General features: G+C 44.3%; 20 protein-coding genes and 1 tRNA gene. 8 read left to right on the forward strand and 13 right to left on the reverse strand.

Annotated features, from left to right (window positions below; genetic code table 11):
- Nucleotides 1-13 precede the first annotated feature (13 nt).
- The 3 genes from N4J56_RS31875 to N4J56_RS31885 are packed head-to-tail and all read right to left on the reverse strand — an operon-like array spanning nt 14 to nt 3,769.
- Nucleotides 14-937: a hypothetical protein gene (locus N4J56_RS31875; protein ID WP_317110408.1), complete on the reverse strand. Its 924-nt coding sequence runs from the start codon at nt 935-937 to the stop codon at nt 14-16.
- A complete protein-coding gene (locus N4J56_RS31880; RefSeq protein ID WP_317110409.1) occupies nt 934-3,636 on the reverse strand; it encodes a hypothetical protein in 2,703 nt (900 codons plus the stop codon). The genes N4J56_RS31875 and N4J56_RS31880 overlap by 4 nt, the downstream gene beginning before the upstream one ends.
- The gene (locus tag N4J56_RS31885) at nt 3,626-3,769 is read right to left on the reverse strand and encodes a hypothetical protein (RefSeq protein ID WP_317110411.1); all 144 of its coding nucleotides are present in this window, start codon (nt 3,767-3,769) and stop codon (nt 3,626-3,628) included. The genes N4J56_RS31880 and N4J56_RS31885 overlap by 11 nt, the downstream gene beginning before the upstream one ends.
- A 104-nt stretch (nt 3,770-3,873) precedes the next feature.
- Here N4J56_RS31885 and N4J56_RS31890 point away from each other — a divergent pair, with 104 nt between their 5' ends.
- Together N4J56_RS31890 and N4J56_RS31895 are read left to right on the forward strand one after the other, a co-directional pair.
- Nucleotides 3,874-4,038 carry a hypothetical protein gene (locus N4J56_RS31890; protein WP_317110413.1) on the forward strand — a complete coding sequence of 55 codons (165 nt, stop codon included), beginning with the start codon at nt 3,874-3,876 and terminating at the stop codon, nt 4,036-4,038.
- 130 nt (nt 4,039-4,168) lie between these two features.
- Nucleotides 4,169-4,669 carry a hypothetical protein gene (locus N4J56_RS31895; protein WP_317110415.1) on the forward strand — a complete coding sequence of 167 codons (501 nt, stop codon included), beginning with the start codon at nt 4,169-4,171 and terminating at the stop codon, nt 4,667-4,669.
- 44 nt (nt 4,670-4,713) lie between these two features.
- On the opposite strand, the gene N4J56_RS31900 is transcribed toward N4J56_RS31895, so the two are convergent.
- Nucleotides 4,714-4,786: transfer RNA gene (locus tag N4J56_RS31900), tRNA-Ala, on the reverse strand.
- A gap of 128 nt (nt 4,787-4,914) precedes the next feature.
- Between N4J56_RS31900 and N4J56_RS31905 the strand changes: the two genes are divergently transcribed.
- Complete coding sequence (locus N4J56_RS31905) at nt 4,915-5,847, forward strand: rhodanese-related sulfurtransferase (protein WP_317110417.1); 933 nt, start codon at nt 4,915-4,917, stop codon at nt 5,845-5,847.
- 10 nt (nt 5,848-5,857) lie between these two features.
- On the opposite strand, the gene N4J56_RS31910 is transcribed toward N4J56_RS31905, so the two are convergent.
- From N4J56_RS31910 to N4J56_RS31920, 3 genes are all read right to left on the reverse strand, one after another.
- Nucleotides 5,858-6,535 (reverse strand): class I SAM-dependent methyltransferase, encoded by a 678-nt coding sequence (locus N4J56_RS31910; RefSeq protein ID WP_410500659.1) that lies wholly within the window; start codon nt 6,533-6,535, stop codon nt 5,858-5,860.
- A 123-nt stretch (nt 6,536-6,658) separates the two neighbouring features.
- Nucleotides 6,659-7,126, reverse strand: a complete 468-nt coding sequence (locus N4J56_RS31915; RefSeq protein WP_317110421.1) for a hypothetical protein — start codon at nt 7,124-7,126, stop codon at nt 6,659-6,661.
- Nucleotides 7,127-7,167: 41 nt separating this feature from the next.
- On the reverse strand, nt 7,168-7,335 hold the full coding sequence (locus tag N4J56_RS31920) for a hypothetical protein (RefSeq protein WP_317110422.1): 168 nt from the start codon (nt 7,333-7,335) through the stop codon (nt 7,168-7,170).
- 241 nt (nt 7,336-7,576) lie between these two features.
- Between N4J56_RS31920 and N4J56_RS31925 the strand changes: the two genes are divergently transcribed.
- Both N4J56_RS31925 and N4J56_RS31930 read left to right on the forward strand, forming a co-directional pair.
- Nucleotides 7,577-9,184, forward strand: a complete 1,608-nt coding sequence (locus N4J56_RS31925; protein WP_317110423.1) for an alkaline phosphatase D family protein — start codon at nt 7,577-7,579, stop codon at nt 9,182-9,184.
- A gap of 200 nt (nt 9,185-9,384) precedes the next feature.
- Nucleotides 9,385-10,086 (forward strand): glutathione S-transferase N-terminal domain-containing protein, encoded by a 702-nt coding sequence (locus N4J56_RS31930; protein WP_410500661.1) that lies wholly within the window; start codon nt 9,385-9,387, stop codon nt 10,084-10,086.
- Here N4J56_RS31930 and N4J56_RS31935 read toward each other — a convergent pair.
- The 3 genes from N4J56_RS31935 to N4J56_RS31945 form a co-directional block, all read right to left on the reverse strand.
- Nucleotides 10,083-10,742, reverse strand: a complete 660-nt coding sequence (locus N4J56_RS31935; RefSeq protein WP_317110425.1) for a hypothetical protein — start codon at nt 10,740-10,742, stop codon at nt 10,083-10,085. The two genes, N4J56_RS31930 and N4J56_RS31935, sit on opposite strands and share 4 nt — an antisense overlap.
- A gap of 109 nt (nt 10,743-10,851) precedes the next feature.
- Nucleotides 10,852-11,418 carry a hypothetical protein gene (locus N4J56_RS31940; RefSeq protein ID WP_317110426.1) on the reverse strand — a complete coding sequence of 189 codons (567 nt, stop codon included), beginning with the start codon at nt 11,416-11,418 and terminating at the stop codon, nt 10,852-10,854.
- Nucleotides 11,419-11,593: 175 nt separating this feature from the next.
- On the reverse strand, nt 11,594-13,279 hold the full coding sequence (locus N4J56_RS31945) for a pitrilysin family protein (protein WP_317110428.1): 1,686 nt from the start codon (nt 13,277-13,279) through the stop codon (nt 11,594-11,596).
- Nucleotides 13,280-13,409: 130 nt separating this feature from the next.
- Between N4J56_RS31945 and N4J56_RS31950 the strand changes: the two genes are divergently transcribed.
- The 3 genes from N4J56_RS31950 to N4J56_RS31960 all read left to right on the forward strand — a co-directional run bounded on the left by N4J56_RS31950 (nt 13,410) and on the right by N4J56_RS31960 (nt 15,867).
- Nucleotides 13,410-14,027 carry a TetR/AcrR family transcriptional regulator gene (locus N4J56_RS31950; protein WP_015153035.1) on the forward strand — a complete coding sequence of 206 codons (618 nt, stop codon included), beginning with the start codon at nt 13,410-13,412 and terminating at the stop codon, nt 14,025-14,027.
- A gap of 131 nt (nt 14,028-14,158) precedes the next feature.
- Nucleotides 14,159-14,377, forward strand: a complete 219-nt coding sequence (locus N4J56_RS31955) for a hypothetical protein (protein ID WP_317110430.1) — start codon at nt 14,159-14,161, stop codon at nt 14,375-14,377.
- An 89-nt stretch (nt 14,378-14,466) separates the two neighbouring features.
- Nucleotides 14,467-15,867 (forward strand): aminopeptidase P family protein, encoded by a 1,401-nt coding sequence (locus N4J56_RS31960; RefSeq protein WP_317110431.1) that lies wholly within the window; start codon nt 14,467-14,469, stop codon nt 15,865-15,867.
- 23 nt (nt 15,868-15,890) lie between these two features.
- Here N4J56_RS31960 and N4J56_RS31965 read toward each other — a convergent pair whose 3' ends face one another.
- From N4J56_RS31965 to N4J56_RS31975, 3 genes are all read right to left on the reverse strand, one after another.
- The gene (locus tag N4J56_RS31965; protein WP_317110433.1) at nt 15,891-16,250 is read right to left on the reverse strand and encodes a hypothetical protein; all 360 of its coding nucleotides are present in this window, start codon (nt 16,248-16,250) and stop codon (nt 15,891-15,893) included.
- A gap of 144 nt (nt 16,251-16,394) precedes the next feature.
- Nucleotides 16,395-16,682, reverse strand: a complete 288-nt coding sequence (locus tag N4J56_RS31970) for a Mo-dependent nitrogenase C-terminal domain-containing protein (protein ID WP_317110434.1) — start codon at nt 16,680-16,682, stop codon at nt 16,395-16,397.
- A 56-nt stretch (nt 16,683-16,738) separates the two neighbouring features.
- Nucleotides 16,739-17,164, reverse strand: a complete 426-nt coding sequence (locus N4J56_RS31975; RefSeq protein ID WP_317110435.1) for a hypothetical protein — start codon at nt 17,162-17,164, stop codon at nt 16,739-16,741.
- Nucleotides 17,165-17,268 lie beyond the last annotated feature (104 nt).

Here is a 17,268-nt window from a genome sequence, read left to right on the forward strand (position 1 = left end):
AGAAGGAAGAGCATTAGACCAGGGTGCAGCGTAATTGGGTTAGGGCTTGGCAGGCAATTGCACGTTGAGATGGCTCGAAGAGTCGTGTTCGCGGTCGCACGGGATCTGATTTAGAAAGTCGCCAAAGCCATTGGGCATAGGAGCTAGGTAGGGATATTCCTTGCAAGTTCAACCGACCTGGAACCCGATCCCAAGCAACTCGAAGCGGTAAACCTGCTTGTTGGTCTAACCAAAACAGAGTTAAAGCTGCGACATCAGGCGATAATTCATAAACCTGACCTGCTTCAAACCAGAGATATTCACCCGTGGATAATTTGAGGAGAGAATCGCTAGCGAGATCGGCTTGGGTAATACACTGCCAGCGATCCCCCTGGGTCTGCCACTGGGATTTTGGCATATAGGCTTGGATCGAGCCTGATTCTTGCAGGGACTGAAATGGGTTTTCATACCACTCTGCACCAGCAAGTAAATAAAGTTTGGGTTTTTCGGGAATGGGTAGATGCTCTACACTGTCCGTTACTGTCAGCAACCGAATCCCCTGATTTTTTAGGCTTTCTTTAATTCGATGAAAGCTGTGAACTTTAGGGTGAAGATGAGTTTTGGTAACAGATTGTCCAGTCTTTAGGGCTTGATGTGCCCACTTTAAATAAGCGCGATCGCCTTTGAATAACACGCCAGATAAATTCGTTGGATCTTCTGCTAAAACTACAGGAGGAGCCATGCAAAATCGATTCCCTACTCCCGCCAATACTTCTCCTTGAGCTTGCAGTTCTTGTAAATATTCTTGAATTTGGTCAGATGTGACGGCATGATTTGGCGGCAGACTATGTTCGACCAGGCTGGCAATCGATCGTAATGTCAAGGATTGTGGGCGCTCCAAACAATGGGGTTGTCGGTGATTGCTCAAAATTTTGATGATTTTCTCTGTAACCATCATTTCCCCCATGCTGTTAGTTCAATACTGGTATGAAGAATAGATTCCAGCTCTGCCAATATTGTCTTCAGTATGGGTAAATATTGCTGATTTTCTATTTTGACTCGAAGCAAATCCGGAAGAATTTTATCTTGCATCAGTTGAATGGCTTGCTGTTGTAGACCAGCCTTGTGCAATCGCTCAGTAAATTTTTTGCAAAAAGCTCTGCGGATTGCAGGTATATTATTCTTAATCTTTAGTGAATAAATCAAATTTTGAGGTTTGGGGGTAGGAGGAGGAGGTGAAGGTTTTTTATCAGGAGGACTTGCAGAAAGAATAGCCTGTAATTTCTGGAGCAATAGGTCTCGATTGAGCCAAGCAGGGAGACAGTCGTTAGAACTTTGCAAGCCAGAAATTGCTCTCCTAATCTGTTCGCAATCAATTACTAGGTTGACTTTCTTGAATAGTTGACGAAAATCTTCTAGAGACTCATTATCTAAAATATTGAAGCAATAATCATCATTGATATCATCAGGTAATATCAAATTCTCTATTATCTGAATGTCCGACCACCATCCTAAACTCTGTGGGGAAAACCTTGAAGATTCAAGTTGAATATAAAAAATTCCAAAAGTATCAAATAAAGAATCTAACAGAGGGAATGTAAAGGTTTCTAGATCTCTGTTATTTAGTGGCAATCGAAACAGTGGCTTTTCAGGTCGCAAAATATTCCAGAGTGATAAAGTATAGGACTGCCCTGGTCGTAATCCTGATAGATGAATCGCTTGCCGTGCCCAGGTATGGCTCACCGATTCCCCAGTAGACATTTCGAGTAAGCTGTGACGTTCTTCGCCCTGACGCTGATAACTCAAACTGTACCAATCCGATTCGGGTAACACATCGCGTAGCGCCGCTAAGTTAAAGGACAAAATACCCGACAAATTGGCTTGCCTGAAAAAACAGTATTCTTCCTGTCCATTCGTTAGCAAAAATCTCACTTCTTCCAACACCCATAAATCTCGTAAAGTTAACTCTTCTAACCAAAATTCGCTGGATGAAGAGACCTGAATTGGAGCTTCAACGGAATGATTTGTGCGCTCAAAAACTCGAATTTGAGAAATTGGTGATGGCTGGCTTATTTCAGAACTGGAGTGTAACTCGAATTGTTCAGACCAGCGATCGCTCTCACTCCACAACTTCACTGCATAGTTTCCAGCTCGACCGATCCATTTCGGTAAGGCAATCTGTTGCCAATTTGAATTAGCAAATAAGCTGACTTGCTCATTTGATGCAGTAAGAACTTCACGATTATTAAGATCCTCAACCTGAATACTAATTGTCTTTGGCAAATGTACGGGAGGATACCATATCGATGGTACTTCCAAATAGACAGGCTCTTTACGTTTCAGTTTGAGTCCTCTAAGTTGAGGATAGTCTACCTGGCAGCTATCCCAGTGAATGACTTTGGTAGAGTGAGTTAAACGGATCGTCAGTTGGGCTTGCTCGCCGATCGGCTGCAACTGCTGTCCTCGCCAACCTGAAATACTGCAAGGTACAAAACTATCTACTACCTCAATGCCGTCAGATATCTCTAACTGGATTGTTCTATTGTAAAAACAGACGATCTCGGTTTTGCCTTTCAACCCATTGGGAGAAATTAAGCGATCTCCCGTCCAGGCATCAAAAAATAAAACTGGAAAGTCAGGTGGAACTCCTTCACATCGCCATTCAATTAATGATGCATGTGTGTGCGATCGCAAATGCCAGACCCACTCATGGGATATCTGATTAATCGGTAACTTCAGTTCCGGAATTTTCAATGCTCCATCCATTGGTAATGTTGTTTCCCAACCTTGCTCTTGAATCTGACTGTAAGTTCCCCGCAAGTCTCGCCAATCTGACTTCCAAAGCATTTGAGCAGGTAAAACAAGTTGAATATCCATTGAATCAGCAATATCCAGCATTAGTAACAGAGGTTTCTTACGTAGGCTGATAACGTTACGTCGATGAGCGGAGTGTTGTCCCTGCGGCGTGAGAACTCGAACCAAGTTATCCCAATTGCGAAGGAAGAAGGTCTTGGGTAAGCAAAAGTTTTGCAGCAGTTGTTCTTGTTGCTGGGGATTTTGCAACACTGTTGGCTCTAATCCTTGCCTTTCCAATGCTTGAGCAACGAGCGCAAGTCCCTGAAGGAGTTCTCCTGAAATTGGCTCTGCTTCCTCATTCTCATCAGTACAACTACTTTGAAGAAACGCAAGCAATTTTCTCCATTGAGGGTGATGCTCCTGGCAAAACTCATATAGCAATCGAGATAAATCCTCTGGCTCAGCGTGGGCAATATCCCACCAGTCATATTGCCGAGAAAGTTCTTCTAATATCTGTGCAAAATGCTTTAGATTTTGCTGAGGAATCCCACTTTGCAGCCACAGCGTTGAAACATAACGGTTACGCTTTTGTGTTTCAACCACTCCCCAAAGTTGGAATCCGCGATCGAGAACTTCTCTGAGCGCACTTTGAACGCCTTGAGTATTTTGTAAATTTAGACGATCGCATACTCCTTGCCAAAATCCAGTATCGCCTTCGTCATAGTACGCATATTCTGATAATGCCAGCGTGACAATTCCAATCCAATATCTTTGTGGGTCGTAAGTATCAAACCGTTCGCACAAGCGATCGAATGTCGGCGACCCGACATGACCTAAGTTTCGAGCAACACTATCTAACAACTGCTCTGAGACTTGCTTTGGACATCCGAATGCTGCCCAAGAATCGCTGACCTGAAGGACGACTGCGATGCTCCCAGTGTTGTTGAAGCCGTTGCCAAATTTGCTCTGCTTGCCTTGGACGAGAGAAATCCATTGGTTCTATTTCCCGCTACGCCTGCTTTAGCCTCTCTTCAATAAGAATACCCATGAGACAAACAATAAATTGCAAAGAAAGCAAAGTTGTGGCAAGACCTATCTGTGACTGCTCCCAATGCTGCTGCAAGCAAACAGGGATCTATACAGACGGTGAGTGCAATTCACCGTCCGCCTTACTGTCACGGCACGCGATCGCGGCTTGCTAGTTTTTGGTTCTGGAATCACACTATTTCATCTACTCAATTGTTTTGGAAAATACACTGCTGAGATTATGTAAAAGAATAGATGTAGTTGGCAGTGTTTAACTTGTGTAGTTTTCTGCTTGTAAACGCTTGATTTGATTGAGTTCTAACTTCACTACCCACCAACTGAAATTACCACTTATTGCTTCAGTGCTTTGTGTTTTTATAGTTTTACTGTCAGCGATCGCGCTATCCCTGCTGAGACAGTGGCGGGACGATCTCGATCCCGTACAGCACCCAGTACAGAAACTTGTATCAATATTCAAGGTGAGTTGAGAAGACTATCCTTTGCTGGCTCTAGCGTCTGGGTTAGTCCGGTGGCGTTTAGTCCAGTAGATATCGAGTTAGTAGTGAACGTACCCCAGCTATCGCAAGGCTATTCGGACAAGATCGCAGGTGCGATCGCTTCCCTACTTAGTCCAACACAGCACGCTCTTGGGTCATCTATCAGGGTCAAAGAGTTAGAATACTTGGTGCGATCGCTGCAAGGGGTAACAGAGGTAGTGACACTACTAGTTAACAACCAAGCGGTTAACTTAGCCATGCCTAATAAGTACACTACCCCTAAGTTAGAGGGTGTTACGGTAGTCCAGGTAGACCCGCAAGGTAGATCGGCTACTTACCATACTGGAACAGGGTTTGGCAATCCTGACTAGTCCTAAGTTAGTCCAAAGTGTTACGCTAGGTTTCCTACAAGGTATGGAGGTTAGCGGACTCGAACCGCTGACATCCTGCTTGCAAAGCAGGCGCTCTACCAACTGAGCTAAACCCCCGCGAGTCATGAGTTTGCTGTCGTTTTTTCGACAACTTTGTTATTATAGCTACTCTAAAACAATATGGTCAAGAGCTAAACGAGCAAAATTACCAAAAATATTTCAGAAATTTCTACTCATTCAAAGCCATGACTCAGGTTGTCGCCACATTTTATAAGTTTGTCAGCTTACCAGACTGCGCTGAAATACGCGAACCGTTACTGTCTTACTGCCTGTCTCAAGGGGTGAAAGGGACAATTCTACTCGCAGAGGAAGGAATTAATGGCACAATTGCGGCTGCTTCCCGAACGGTAATTGATTCCCTATTTGCTTTTCTCGGTTCCGATCCGCGTCTGACAGACTTAGAGTACAAGTTATCTCGTGCTGAAGCACCCCCATTCGAGCGGATGAAGGTGAAGTTGAAGCGGGAAATCGTCACCATTGGAATACCGGAAGCAGATCCGAGTCAGCAAGTCGGTACTTATGTCAACCCTCAAGACTGGAACGCAATTATTAGCGATCCTGAAGTCGTTGTGATTGACACCCGCAATGATTATGAAGTAAAAATTGGGAGTTTCCAAAGAGCGCAAAATCCACAAACTCAGTCATTTCGCCAATTTCCTGAATACGTGCGTCAACATCTCAATCCCGACAAACATAAAAAGGTAGCAATGTTTTGTACGGGAGGAATTCGCTGTGAAAAAGCTTCATCTTTCATGCTGTCTCAGGGATTTCAGGAAGTTTATCACCTCAAAGGTGGAATTTTGAAATATTTAGAAGAAGTTCCATCTGAAGAAAGTTTGTGGCAAGGAGAGTGTTTTGTATTTGACGAACGGGTAGCTGTACAACAAGGTTTAGCACCAGGTAATTATGAAATGTGTCGTAGTTGCGGACACCCAATTTCGGCATTAGATAAACAATCCGAAAAGTACGAAGAGGGAATTTCTTGTCCTGATTGCTTTGATACTCTTACCGAGGAGAAAAGAAGCCGTCAGCAAGAAAAGTTAAAACAGGGAGTCGGTACGCCCGTACAGGAGTCGGGAGTCGGGGAAGAGAGCTTCAGGTGCAGAGGGAGCAATTAGCAATTAGCCATTAGCCATTAACATTCATTACCTTTCTTGCCAAAGTTAAACCGTCTCCAATTGGTACAAGGCTGAGAGTAATACGCTTATCTTGATGAAGTTTTTGATTTAAAGAACGTAATTTCTTAGTGCGATTATCTTGGATTTGTGGATCGGCAACTCGTCCCGACCATAAAACATTATCAATTGCAATTAATCCGCCTGGACGTATAAGCTGAAGTGCTTGTTCGTAGTAGCTATCGTAATTACTCTTGTCTGCATCAATTAAAGCAAAATCAAATGTTTCAGATGCACCTGTTTCTATGAGATGGTGAAGGGTTTCCTTGGCTGGTGCAACGTGCAAGTCAATTTTATTTGCTACGCCTGCCTGCTGCCACCAGTGACGCGCGATCGCAGCATATACTTCATTCTTTTCACAGGCTACTACTATACCATCAACGGGTAATGTTAATGCCATGATTAAAGAACTATAACCCATAAATACACCAATATCTAAAGTTTTCTTGGCTCCTATTAATTGCAACAATAAGGCGATAAATTGACCCTGTTCGGGTGCAATTTGCATTTTACCTAATGGGTGACGGACAGTTTCTTGACGTAGTTGCGTCAAAATCTCTGGTTCTCGCAATGAAACAGATAATAAGTAATCATATAAATGAGGCTCTAAGCCAAGAGTTCGCCAAGTCATGATCGAGTCAGGAGTGAGTAGCGATCGCCAGTAAATAATATCAAAAAACAGTGTCAAAATAAATATCAAAAATAAAGGTGAGCATTGCTCACCATCCATTTAAACATTTCACAAATTATCCCGTTAGCTGATTTGAAGTAGCTGTTGAACGTGCTTTTGAAAGCCTAGTAGCCCTGTTTTAGAATTCCAGCTTTCTTGAAAAACATTCATATTTTCTAAGTTGATTACCTTTCCATCTCTTGGAAAAAAGATTTTTTGACCGAAGACTTGCTCGTAAGTCGGCGGATTGTGCCAATCATTAGCTATCCAAACCGTTTTTACCATCCGATAAAGGCTAAATTCTGTTGCTGTCAAGTCTTTGTACAACTCGTTATCTAAAACTCGAACCACATGAGTTACCCTAGCGTGCTGTCTTAAAATAATGAAATCGTCTTTCTGAGGCTTGCAAGCATTTTCATATTGATTGAATTTCCAATGTAAACCAAAAATATTTTCTGCTGGTTCAATATATTCAGTTTTATCCTTATAAGCCCAATATCTACCATCTTGATTTTTTACATTTTTAGTCCATTTTAGTCCAGTCAAATTCATATTAAATTCCTCTAAGTAATTTTGCTTAGACTAATTAATTCTCAGGAGTATGAGAAAGCGTAAAGAAAGCTAGTACGAGCGATTGGTATAGCTTCTATAGTTAAGATGCCCGACTGGATGACAAAATTCACAATAAATATCAAATTTCCAATCGTAGGTAATTGCTCCTCAAGGGAAGTTCGAGCGATCGCAGATACAACTAACATCATCAACAAGTTAAGTCAAGGTTAATTTTTGCTGCTTGACTGTGGAACGAGATTTGTATAAATTACTGCCGTAAACTCTTTTTGTCTCAAGATTATTTTTACATCATTAACTACTAGCGGGATAGCGATCGCGCTAAATCGAAGCGCATGAATTGAGCTTTTTGGGAGTCTATTTTGACTTATCAAAAATTAAGATTTTCGAGATTTTTTCAATTTTTCCGTTGTCAAACTAAAGGAACTACTTATGAATTTCAACTTGCGACAAATTAACCGTCGCTCATTTCTGCTCGGTTCGGCTTTCACGGGTGGGGCTGTAGCTGCTAGTTTGTTGTCGCCATCTCGACAAGTGAAGGCGCAAGCCCCAGGAATTGTGACCTCAGACAAAATGCGCCCGACAATCCCTTATGGAGTTGCCAGTGGTGATATAACAGGGAATCGCGCCGTAGTTTGGAGCCGTTGCGATCGCCCCGCACGAGCGATCGTAGAATACAGTACGAGTGAAAATTTTCGCCATGTCCGACGAGTTATCGGAGCGCCAGCTTTAGAAGCAACTGACTTTACAGTCCGCGTTGACCTATCAGGACTGCCAACCGACGAGCAAATCTTCTACCGATTTACTTTTCAGGATTTGGACAACTCCAGTATTTCTAGCGTTCCTGTCACGGGAACTTTTCGCACGCCTTCAACTAAAAAACGCGACATTAAATTTGTTTGGGGAGGAGACACAGCCGGACAAGGCTGGGGAATTAATCCAGAATTTGGTGGCATGAAGATCTATGAAACCATGCGACAACTCAATCCAGACTTCTTCATCCACTCTGGCGATACAATTTACGCTGATAATCCAATCTTGGCTGAAGTCAAACTCGATGACGGTAGCATTTGGAAAAACATTACCACACCAGAAAAAGCAAAAGTAGCAGAAACACTGACTGAGTTTCGCGGCAACTACATCTACAACCTGCTCGATGAAAACGTCCGCCGCTTCAATGCCGAAGTCCCTCAACTCGTTCAGTGGGACGACCACGAAACTACAAATAACTGGTATCCAGGCGAGATTCTTACAGATGTCGGTACAGATGCCCGTTATCAGCTTAAAGATGTGAATCTTCTGGCAGAACGAGCGAGACAAGCCTTTCTAGAATACCAGCCAATTCGCTTCGATCCTAACGACCCAGAGCGGATTTATCGCTCGTTTCAGTACGGAGCGATGCTAGACATTTTCATGCTCGACAAGCGCAGCTATCGAGGCGCAAACTCGGCAAATCGTCAAACTGAGGCAAGCGACGAGACGGCATTTTTAGGTAAAGCTCAGCTCAGCTGGTTGAAGCAGCAGTTACTCACCTCTACTGCCACTTGGAAAGTCATTGCCAGCGATATGCCAATCGGGTTAGTCATTCCAGATGGAACGACAGCCTACGAAGCGCTATCAAATGGGGATAACGGCGTTCCTTTAGGACGAGAACTAGAGTTTGCAGATTTGTTTCAGTTCATCCAACGGCAAAATATCCGCAACGTTGTTTGGTTGACAGCGGACGTACATTATGCTGCCGCTCACTACTACGACCCTAGCAAAGCTCAATTTACTGATTTCAAACCTTTTTGGGAGTTTGTTGCGGGTCCTTTAAACTCAGGCACGTTTGGACCTAACGAGCTAGATAATACTTTTGGACCGCAGGTGAAATTTAACAGTTTGCCAGAGGGAACTAAGCCAAATCGTCCCCCTTCGGAAGGTCTACAGTTTTTTGGTATGGTCAAAATCGATCGCGACAGTGAAGTGATGACCGTCACTCTACACAATTTAGCTGGAGACACCCTCTACAGCGTGGATTTGCCACCAGAGGAGAATTAAGCAAGTCAAAAGTTAAAAGTCAAAAGTCAAAAGTCAGGAACTAGGAGTCAGGAGTCAGGAGCAAGAATCAAAAGAATATATCTAAATTCTCCCTTGTCTCCCTTGTCCTCCTTGTCTCTCTTGTCTCTACACCACTTACCACCCACCACTCACTAATTCCAGTTACGATCGAAGAGTTTATGCATTCCGAGCGAATTGCCATGACGATCAAACTCTACTATTGGACAACTCCAAACGGACATAAAATTACTATCTTTCTTGAGGAAGCAGAGCTACCTTACGAAATCAAACCCGTCAATATTGCTAAGGGCGAACAGTTCGACCCAGAATTTCTCAAGATCTCACCTAATAATAAAATTCCAGCAATTATCGATCGCGACCCCCCTGATGGTGGCGAACCGATAAGCGTATTTGAGTCGGGGGCAATTCTGCAATATTTGGCAGAAAAAACTGGAAAATTCTTACCAGATAATCTACGCGATCGCGTCGAGACAATGCAATGGCTGTTCTGGCAAATGGGTGGATTGGGTCCAATGCTGGGACAAAACCACCACTTTGTCACTTACGCACCGGAGAAAATCCCTTATGCGATCGATCGCTATGTGAAGGAAACCGAGCGATTGTATGGCGTACTCGACGAACGGCTGACAAGTCTACCTTTTATCACGGGCAGCTACTCGATCGCAGATATGGCAGCTTATCCCTGGATCGTACCCTACGAAACGCAGCAACAAAATTTGGATGACTTTCCCAATCTTAAACGTTGGTTTGAGAGCATAAAAGTACGTCCCGCCGTGCAACGTGCCTATGCCAAGGCTGACGAAATTAGCAGCGCTACGCCAACTGTCACGGAAGAATCTAGAGCGATTTTATTCGGTCAGGGACGGCGGCGATCGTCTTAAGTGTTTTTGGTCAACTTTTGGCGTTGGCGGTGCAGTAGCAAACCAGCGCCAATTGCACCGACACCAGCCAGCGTTCCCACTCCTCCTGGTTCTGGAACTGTTTCTATTGAGCCAGTAATGACAGCATCGCCCTCAAGCGAAAGAACGTTTGGATCGGGGTTGAGTCGATCGACTTGAGTAAAATCTAGCGTCCCAGTCGCGCCTGTAAATATGCCTTCGCCGCCTGTAATCGTCAGCGTACCGGAACCAAATCCCGTCAGATTTTCACGGTCAAGTGTAGCCGTAGCCGTGGCGGTTCCCCGCAATTTGTTATCAGTTCCTTCTCCCTCAAATACGATGTAACCTGGTGGAAGATCTGGTAAGCCAAACGTAGCGGGATTGGTATTAAAGTTAAGCGCACCAGTTGCAGGATCGGTTCGCGCGTAGATTAATCCTTCGTACTGAGTTAGACCGTAAGGGGCTTCAGGATCGGAACTCGTAGCTAGCTCAACCGATTGAGATAGCTCCTCGTCAATCGGTACGATCTCGATTTTTGTATCGTAGTTACCGTTGAATGGATATATCGTCTGCGCGATCGCTCTTGTCGTATCCAGTCCCACGCTAGCCAATGCGAAAGCGACTGAAATCAGCTTTACTGTATATGAGTGAAGAGTCATTTGCATCCCGGCTTACAGCTATGCAAACAATCCTACAGCGCCAAATTTACAGGTTCTTGTGCTAATTTTTGGAAACATTTGCCGAATCTTTAGCAAATGGATGTTGACTCTAAGTTGCCTTTCTTCGCCTTGCAGCTGTCCGAGGCGGAGTGCGCCTTGCTTTGTGCCTGGTAGCTGGTTTAGCTGGTTTAGCTGGGGGTGCGGCTGTTTCGGGTTTGGCTATTTCTGGTTCCGGTGCGGGTTCTGGCGCGGGTTCTGGTGCGGGAGATTTAGCAGTTGTCCGAGTTGAAGTTTTCCCCTTGGCTTGAGACTTAGTAGTCGATTTAGCGGAGGGTTTGGCTGTTTCTGGTTCTGCTGCGGGTTCTGCTGCTGGTGGGGGCGTAGACGATACTTCTATAGTTACCGTACCTTTCGTCTCTGGTGTAACGACAGCCACCACCATTTGAGTTTGGCGATCGTGTGCTTCAAATTGCGCTACTAGATCGGCTAATCCCATTTGCCTTGAATATTTGGGAATAACACTTGCTTTCAGAAATTTTGCCTCCATTTGGGCGATCGCATCATTGGGGTAGTAATTGACAAGTAACACCCCATCTCCCTGTACCGCTGTCATATCTAAAAAGTAAGTACCTAAACGAGGAAGGTCATCTTGCAGTAATTTTTGTAGTTTGTCCATGAGAATTAGTGAGTAGTGAAGAAAGGGTGTAGGGTGTAGGGTGTGAGGTGTGGGGTGTGTGGGAAGTTTGGGAAGTTTGGGAAGTTTGGGAAGTTTGGGAAGTTTGGGGTGTAGTGGATTGTTAACTGGTCACTGGTCACTGGTCACTGGTCACTGATAACTGCTCCCTGCTCCCTCAAGAAGATAATAACCGCCCGACCGTACGATTTTCGGGGATGAAAGTTCGTCGGGCAACTCGTTGAATATCGGCTGACGACACCTGAGAAATCGCTTCTAGTTCTTTAAATAAATTTTGCCAGGAACCTGTTTTGACTTCGTACTCTAACAACAACTGTGCCATCCCCATATTTGAGTCGAGCGATCGCAATAAATCTGCTTTAGCTTGTGTTTTGACTCGCTCCAATTCCATTGCTGAAACTGGTTCGGTTTTGAGGCGCTCGATTTCTTTTCTCATCGCTGTCCCCACTTCATCAACTGTATGCCCTGGAGCTGTTAAAGCATAAAATAGCATTAAATTTTCATATTTATTCCCTGGAAATCCACTGCTACCTTGAGCTGCTAAAGCTAGGCGTTGCTTTTCTACTAAAGATTGATAAAGCCGCGATGTGCGTCCGTTACTTAATAACCTGCCAATCGTTTCATAAACCACATAATCTGGATCGTTAATTGCCGGACAGTGATAGCCTTCTAAATACCAAGGTTGAGTCGGTAATTTGAGCGTTACTTCTCGCGTTTTTTGCTGCTTTGGTTCTACTGTTGTCAACTTGGGAGGAGCAGCCTTAGCGCGATAGCGTCCAAAATAAACTTGAGCTAGCTGTTTTACCTGTTGGGGATTCACATCACCGACAATTGCGATCGTTAATTGACTCGGTATGTAATAAGTATCGAAAAACTGCTGCACGTCAGCCCGCGTTAAGTTGCGGATATCTTGTTCGTAACCGATGACAGGACGCTTGTAAGGATGAACTTGATAAGCAGTATCGAGGAACTTTTCCACCATTTGTCCGATGGGCGAATTTTCTACCCGCAGCCGTCGTTCTTCTAAAATGACATCTTTTTCTTTGTAAAATTCCCGAAATACGGGTTCGAGAAATCGTTCCGATTCCAACGACATCCACATTTCTAGTTTGTTAGCAGGAAAGCTGTAAAAATACCGCGTTGCTTCTGTCGAAGTGTTAGCATTTAAACCTACACCACCAGCTTGTTCGACAATTTGCCCTAACTCATTTTGTTTGATTAACTGAGCTGCTTCAGCTTCTACTCGCTCAAATTGCGCTTGTAATTTGGTAACTTCTGCCTCTTTTTTCGCTGCTTTCGCTGCGGTAATTTCTGCTGCTAATTTGTCTAATTGTTCTAACAGCGGTTTTTCTACGATGTAGTTTCGCGTACCGATCCGCGTCGTGCCTTTAAATGCCAAATGCTCCAAAAAGTGAGCCACACCCGTCTTACCTACTGGTTCGTTGACTCCGCCCACATCAGCATAGGTCAGAAAAGATACAACTGGTGCTTGATGGCGTTCCAAGACAATAAACTTCATCCCATTACTGAGACGAAATTCAGTTAAATCCTGACTTACCCGTTTGTAATAAGGTTGGATTGACTTCAATGGAGCAGAATTCGGAATTCGGAATTCGGAATTCGGAATTAAAGCTTCCCTACTCCCTGCTCCCTGCTCCCTGCTCCCTATTTCAGCTTCCCTACTCCCTGCTCCCTGCTCCCTGCTCCCTATTTCAGCTAAAGCTGTTTCCGAACAGACAACCCAAAACAAGATAGTTACAATTGTTAATATGGCAAGCAAGCGTTGCCAGATCTTAAATGTGGATAAAATTGAGCGGATAAAACGTACGATCTGATGCATCATAGATTGGACTCAATTGTGCGTACGAGATAGATCTATTAACGATCTATTAAAGTTTGCCAGTTGTGCAGCTGGATGTAAGAGAATGTCCCTACAAGTTGTATTAACATCGATACAACCATAAATACCTTCTATGCAAGTTTTCAACCGTGCTTCACAGCCAGCAGATTCTTCTCGCGATCGCATTTTACAAGCGGCGCAGCGATTGTTCGCGCGTCAAGGGTTCGACGGTACGACGACCCGCGACTTAGCACAAGCTGCTGGTGTGGCGGAAGGTACGCTGTTTCGTCACTTTTCTAATAAAAAAGCAATTTTGGTAGAAGTTGCAACCCAAGGATGGGTAGAAATTCTCACCGATCTGCTGACGGAATTGAGCGAAATGGGTAGCTATAAAGCTGTAGCACAAGTGATGCAGCGGCGAATGTGGAACTTTCAGAAAAATGCCGATTTGATGCGGGTTTGCTTCATGGAAGCCCAATTTCACCCAGATTTACGCGATCGCGTCCAATCTGAGGTGATCGGCAAAATGACGGATGTAGCTGAGGCTTTCTTTCAAACAGCAATGGAACGTGGTATTTACCGTCCGATGAATCCGCGCATTGTCGCCCAAGTATTCTTAGGCATGTTTGCCATCTCTGGTTTCAGCCACAACACGTTAATGGAACCCAACGCCTCCCCACAACAAATGAAAGAGATGGCGGAAGGACTGGCAGATATTTTTCTTAATGGGGTTTTAGTAAAAAGTCATTAGTCATTGGTCATTCGTCATTTGTGGTTGCCAATGACAGATGACGAATAACTATTCATTCATAGATGAACGCAAGATATTAAAATCTTGTTAATAATTAAATATTGATGTGTTCTGCGCCTCGGAGGTTGCGAATGAAAGACCTAAGTAAATGGTTGAACCCTAGAGCGGCGATCGGAAGTTTACTAAGTGTTATTGTTTTGCTGAGCGTAGCAGGCGGACTTGTTAACTGTACTCCTAGTGGAGATGAAAGAGTCAGAGACACGAACGAGAATGTAGAAGACGACGAGAACGAAGCAGACGACGATGAGGATAATGAAGCGCCCAACACAGATAACCAAGATGATGACTGAATTTGTCATTGGTCATTCGTCATCGGTCATTTGTAAGTGACTAGCCACCAGTCACTAGTCACTATTCACTCTTCACGACTTAGTTTTCAATGACTCATGACACTGAAGTTGAAACTCTGCGGCAGCGGCGACAGCAACTAGCAGATCGCCTTGATGTGCCAGTTATACTATGGTCGGGACGCAGCAGCGCGCGTAATTTTCCTGCTAATTGCTTTCCGTTTCGAGCGAGCAGTCACTTTCTCTATTTTGCTGGTATTCCCCTGGAAATGGCAGCTATTCGCTTAGAAGCGGGAAAAATGACGTTATTTGTAGACGATCCGAAACCAGAAAGCGCCCTCTGGCATGGAGAAATGCCCAGCAGAACAGACATTGCAACTCAGATTGGTGCAGATGCAGCTTTACCCATGAGCGAGTTGGAATCTCATGCTGTGGGGGCAGCTACTATTGCCGCACAGGATACCATGACCGCTCTCCAACAGTCTCGCATCCTTAACCGTCCAGTTTCACCAGCGAAGGTATTGCAAGGCATTGATTTGGATTTAGCTCAAGCAATTGTAGCACTGCGGCTCAGTCACGATCGCGCTGCCTTAACTCAATTACGGCAAGCTGCTGACGTGACGGTACAAGCTCATATTGCTGGTATGGCAGTTACAACTAACGCCTCATGGGAAGCAGATGTGCGCGCCACAATGGAACACGTCATTCTTGCTAATAACATGAGCTGTGCTTATACCAGTATCGTGACGGTGCATGGAGAGGTGTTGCATAACGATCGCTATCATCACCCGATGCAGTTGGGCGACTTGTTACTGGTGGATGTAGGGGCAGAAACATCTACGGGTTGGGCGGCGGATGTCACCCGCACTTGGGCTGTATCTGGGCAATTCTCAGCCACTCAACGGGCGGTTTACGATGTCGTGTTAGCAGCACACGATGCTTGCATTGCCAAAATTCGTCCCGGCGTAGAGTATCAAGATCTACATTTGCTAGCGGCGACGGTTATTGCTCAAGGTTTGGTCGATCTAGGCATTTTGCGCGGTCAACCGGAAGATTTAGTCGAAATGGATGCCCACGCCCTATTTTTTCCCCACGGTATCGGGCATTTGTTAGGTTTAGATGTCCACGATATGGAAGATTTAGGGGATATTGCTGGATATGAGGAAGGGCGCAAACGCAGCGATCGCTTTGGGTTAAATTATTTACGGTTGAATCGTCCTCTCCGTCCTGGAATGTTAGTGACGATCGAACCAGGATTTTATCAAGTCCCGGCAATTTTAACCGATCGCGATCGGCGGGAAAAGTATCGAGATGTCGTGAATTGGGAACGCTTGGCTCAATTTGCCGACGTGCGCGGAATTCGGATCGAAGATGACGTGTTAGTTACCGAAACAGGTAGAGAAGTATTGACGGCGGCATTACCGACGAAAGCAACGGCGGTGGAGGCTTTGGTTCAGGGGGACTTGTCTCAGTTAGAGGCTGTTTATAGTTAGCGCCAGCAGCATTATCTAGTTCTCTAGCTCTGGAGATCTGCTTCGTATAGCAAGATAATCGTTTCACTGCCAATTCTACCCATTTCTGGCTCTGGACCTTGAGCCATTTCTATGGTATACAACCATGCTCCAGCACTGGCTCTACGACCCTTAATCGTGCCTGTACCACCGATGAAATGAACTATTTGGTGTTTGCAAAACCTCGGTATTGTCATGGAGATCGAGCTTGATAAGTTCAACGCAATTTCTTCAGTGCGGGCAGCAATTTTCTTATCTATGCGTTTTCTGTAGCGATTGCTAGCGGGTTGTATTGGCTGTGATTGAGGTGCGATCGCTTGTTTTTTGCTCGCCTTGTCTTGAGTTTTTACCAGAGTGTTAGTCATTTAATTTTTCCCTCGTTTTAACGAACCATTGGCATCTAATTCTAGAGAAACTAACTCTAATTTTTCGTTCAATTTATTCTTGGCACAGGCGATTTGTACAAATGGCAAACCGTTGCGATCGCAAAGTAGCTCGAACTCTAATCTTTAGCAGTAACTAGTGACATCTTCACCGCATTCATCTGCTAAATAACATAAGGATTTGTAGCGCAGTTCAACTAATTGCTCGTAGAGAGGATTTAGCTTGCATAGAGGTGGAATATACAGCAAGGTGCGATTAAACAGTTGAATTTTGCGCTCGAATGGACAACGAGCAGGAATAACTTGACACACTAAGTGCGCTATGCCAGAATCGGCGATTTTTATCGATTCAAGCCACTGGCGAATTGGTAGGAGTAGATCGATTTGAGAGCGATGTAATCTTGAAACGTTCATACTTCAAATAACTAGCCTTGAACTTTGATTTTTATTGGTTAATATTTTTATTATAGCTATTCAATAACTTGCAGAATCTCTTTAAGAAAGTTCCAATCTGCATCTGAAATATTCTCTAACAAAGCTATCTTAGCTATTCGATTAAGCAAAAGTTCTCCGTTAGCATTGGCGCTGAAATCCTGACCTAGAATAAAACCCAAGCTAATCAATTTTTGAATGGCGAACTTAAAAGCTCCTTCTATTAATTTGAGACAAGCATCTAACTCATAAAAAGTGTGTAAAGTCCAGTGGCAAGTATCGGCATCAGTTGCAGCTAATTGAAAGACTGCTGCTGTCATCAAGTCTGTTGTGTAGTCAGAACCAAATAGAGCAATAAAAGTTTTGCGGCAAGATTCTACAATTGCCTTGTTTTTTAGTTTGAAAATATCAACGAGTAAAGCAACGCTTGAATCAAATTCTTCTGTGCGATCGATGTTGTACACGATAAATATCGCTCCATCTGAGTTATCTATCTCTCCAGCTAGCTAACAGCAGCCACGATTTCTAATCGTTAGGGCTTGGTACGGGATCTCAGTTAAAGTCGAAA

This window comes from Chroococcidiopsis sp. SAG 2025, assembly GCF_032860985.1.
Lineage (GTDB): Bacteria > Cyanobacteriota > Cyanobacteriia > Cyanobacteriales > Chroococcidiopsidaceae > Chroococcidiopsis.

What these genes read in the sequence shown, in the direction of transcription:
- N4J56_RS31875 (WP_317110408.1), bottom strand. Translation starts at nt 937, where the DNA reads ATGATGGTTACAGAGAAAATCATCAAAATTTTGAGCAATCACCGACAA.
- N4J56_RS31885 (WP_317110411.1), bottom strand. Translation starts at nt 3,769, where the DNA reads ATGGATTTCTCTCGTCCAAGGCAAGCAGAGCAAATTTGGCAACGGCTT.
- N4J56_RS31905 (WP_317110417.1), top strand. Translation starts at nt 4,915, where the DNA reads ATGACTCAGGTTGTCGCCACATTTTATAAGTTTGTCAGCTTACCAGAC.
- N4J56_RS31910 (WP_410500659.1), bottom strand. Translation starts at nt 6,535, where the DNA reads ATGACTTGGCGAACTCTTGGCTTAGAGCCTCATTTATATGATTACTTA.
- N4J56_RS31915 (WP_317110421.1), bottom strand. Translation starts at nt 7,126, where the DNA reads ATGAATTTGACTGGACTAAAATGGACTAAAAATGTAAAAAATCAAGAT.
- N4J56_RS31920 (WP_317110422.1), bottom strand. Translation starts at nt 7,335, where the DNA reads ATGATGTTAGTTGTATCTGCGATCGCTCGAACTTCCCTTGAGGAGCAA.
- N4J56_RS31925 (WP_317110423.1), top strand. Translation starts at nt 7,577, where the DNA reads ATGAATTTCAACTTGCGACAAATTAACCGTCGCTCATTTCTGCTCGGT.
- N4J56_RS31930 (WP_410500661.1), top strand. Translation starts at nt 9,385, where the DNA reads ATGACGATCAAACTCTACTATTGGACAACTCCAAACGGACATAAAATT.
- N4J56_RS31935 (WP_317110425.1), bottom strand. Translation starts at nt 10,742, where the DNA reads ATGACTCTTCACTCATATACAGTAAAGCTGATTTCAGTCGCTTTCGCA.
- N4J56_RS31940 (WP_317110426.1), bottom strand. Translation starts at nt 11,418, where the DNA reads ATGGACAAACTACAAAAATTACTGCAAGATGACCTTCCTCGTTTAGGT.
- N4J56_RS31945 (WP_317110428.1), bottom strand. Translation starts at nt 13,279, where the DNA reads ATGATGCATCAGATCGTACGTTTTATCCGCTCAATTTTATCCACATTT.
- N4J56_RS31950 (WP_015153035.1), top strand. Translation starts at nt 13,410, where the DNA reads ATGCAAGTTTTCAACCGTGCTTCACAGCCAGCAGATTCTTCTCGCGAT.
- N4J56_RS31955 (WP_317110430.1), top strand. Translation starts at nt 14,159, where the DNA reads ATGAAAGACCTAAGTAAATGGTTGAACCCTAGAGCGGCGATCGGAAGT.
- N4J56_RS31960 (WP_317110431.1), top strand. Translation starts at nt 14,467, where the DNA reads ATGACTCATGACACTGAAGTTGAAACTCTGCGGCAGCGGCGACAGCAA.
- N4J56_RS31965 (WP_317110433.1), bottom strand. Translation starts at nt 16,250, where the DNA reads ATGACTAACACTCTGGTAAAAACTCAAGACAAGGCGAGCAAAAAACAA.
- N4J56_RS31970 (WP_317110434.1), bottom strand. Translation starts at nt 16,682, where the DNA reads ATGAACGTTTCAAGATTACATCGCTCTCAAATCGATCTACTCCTACCA.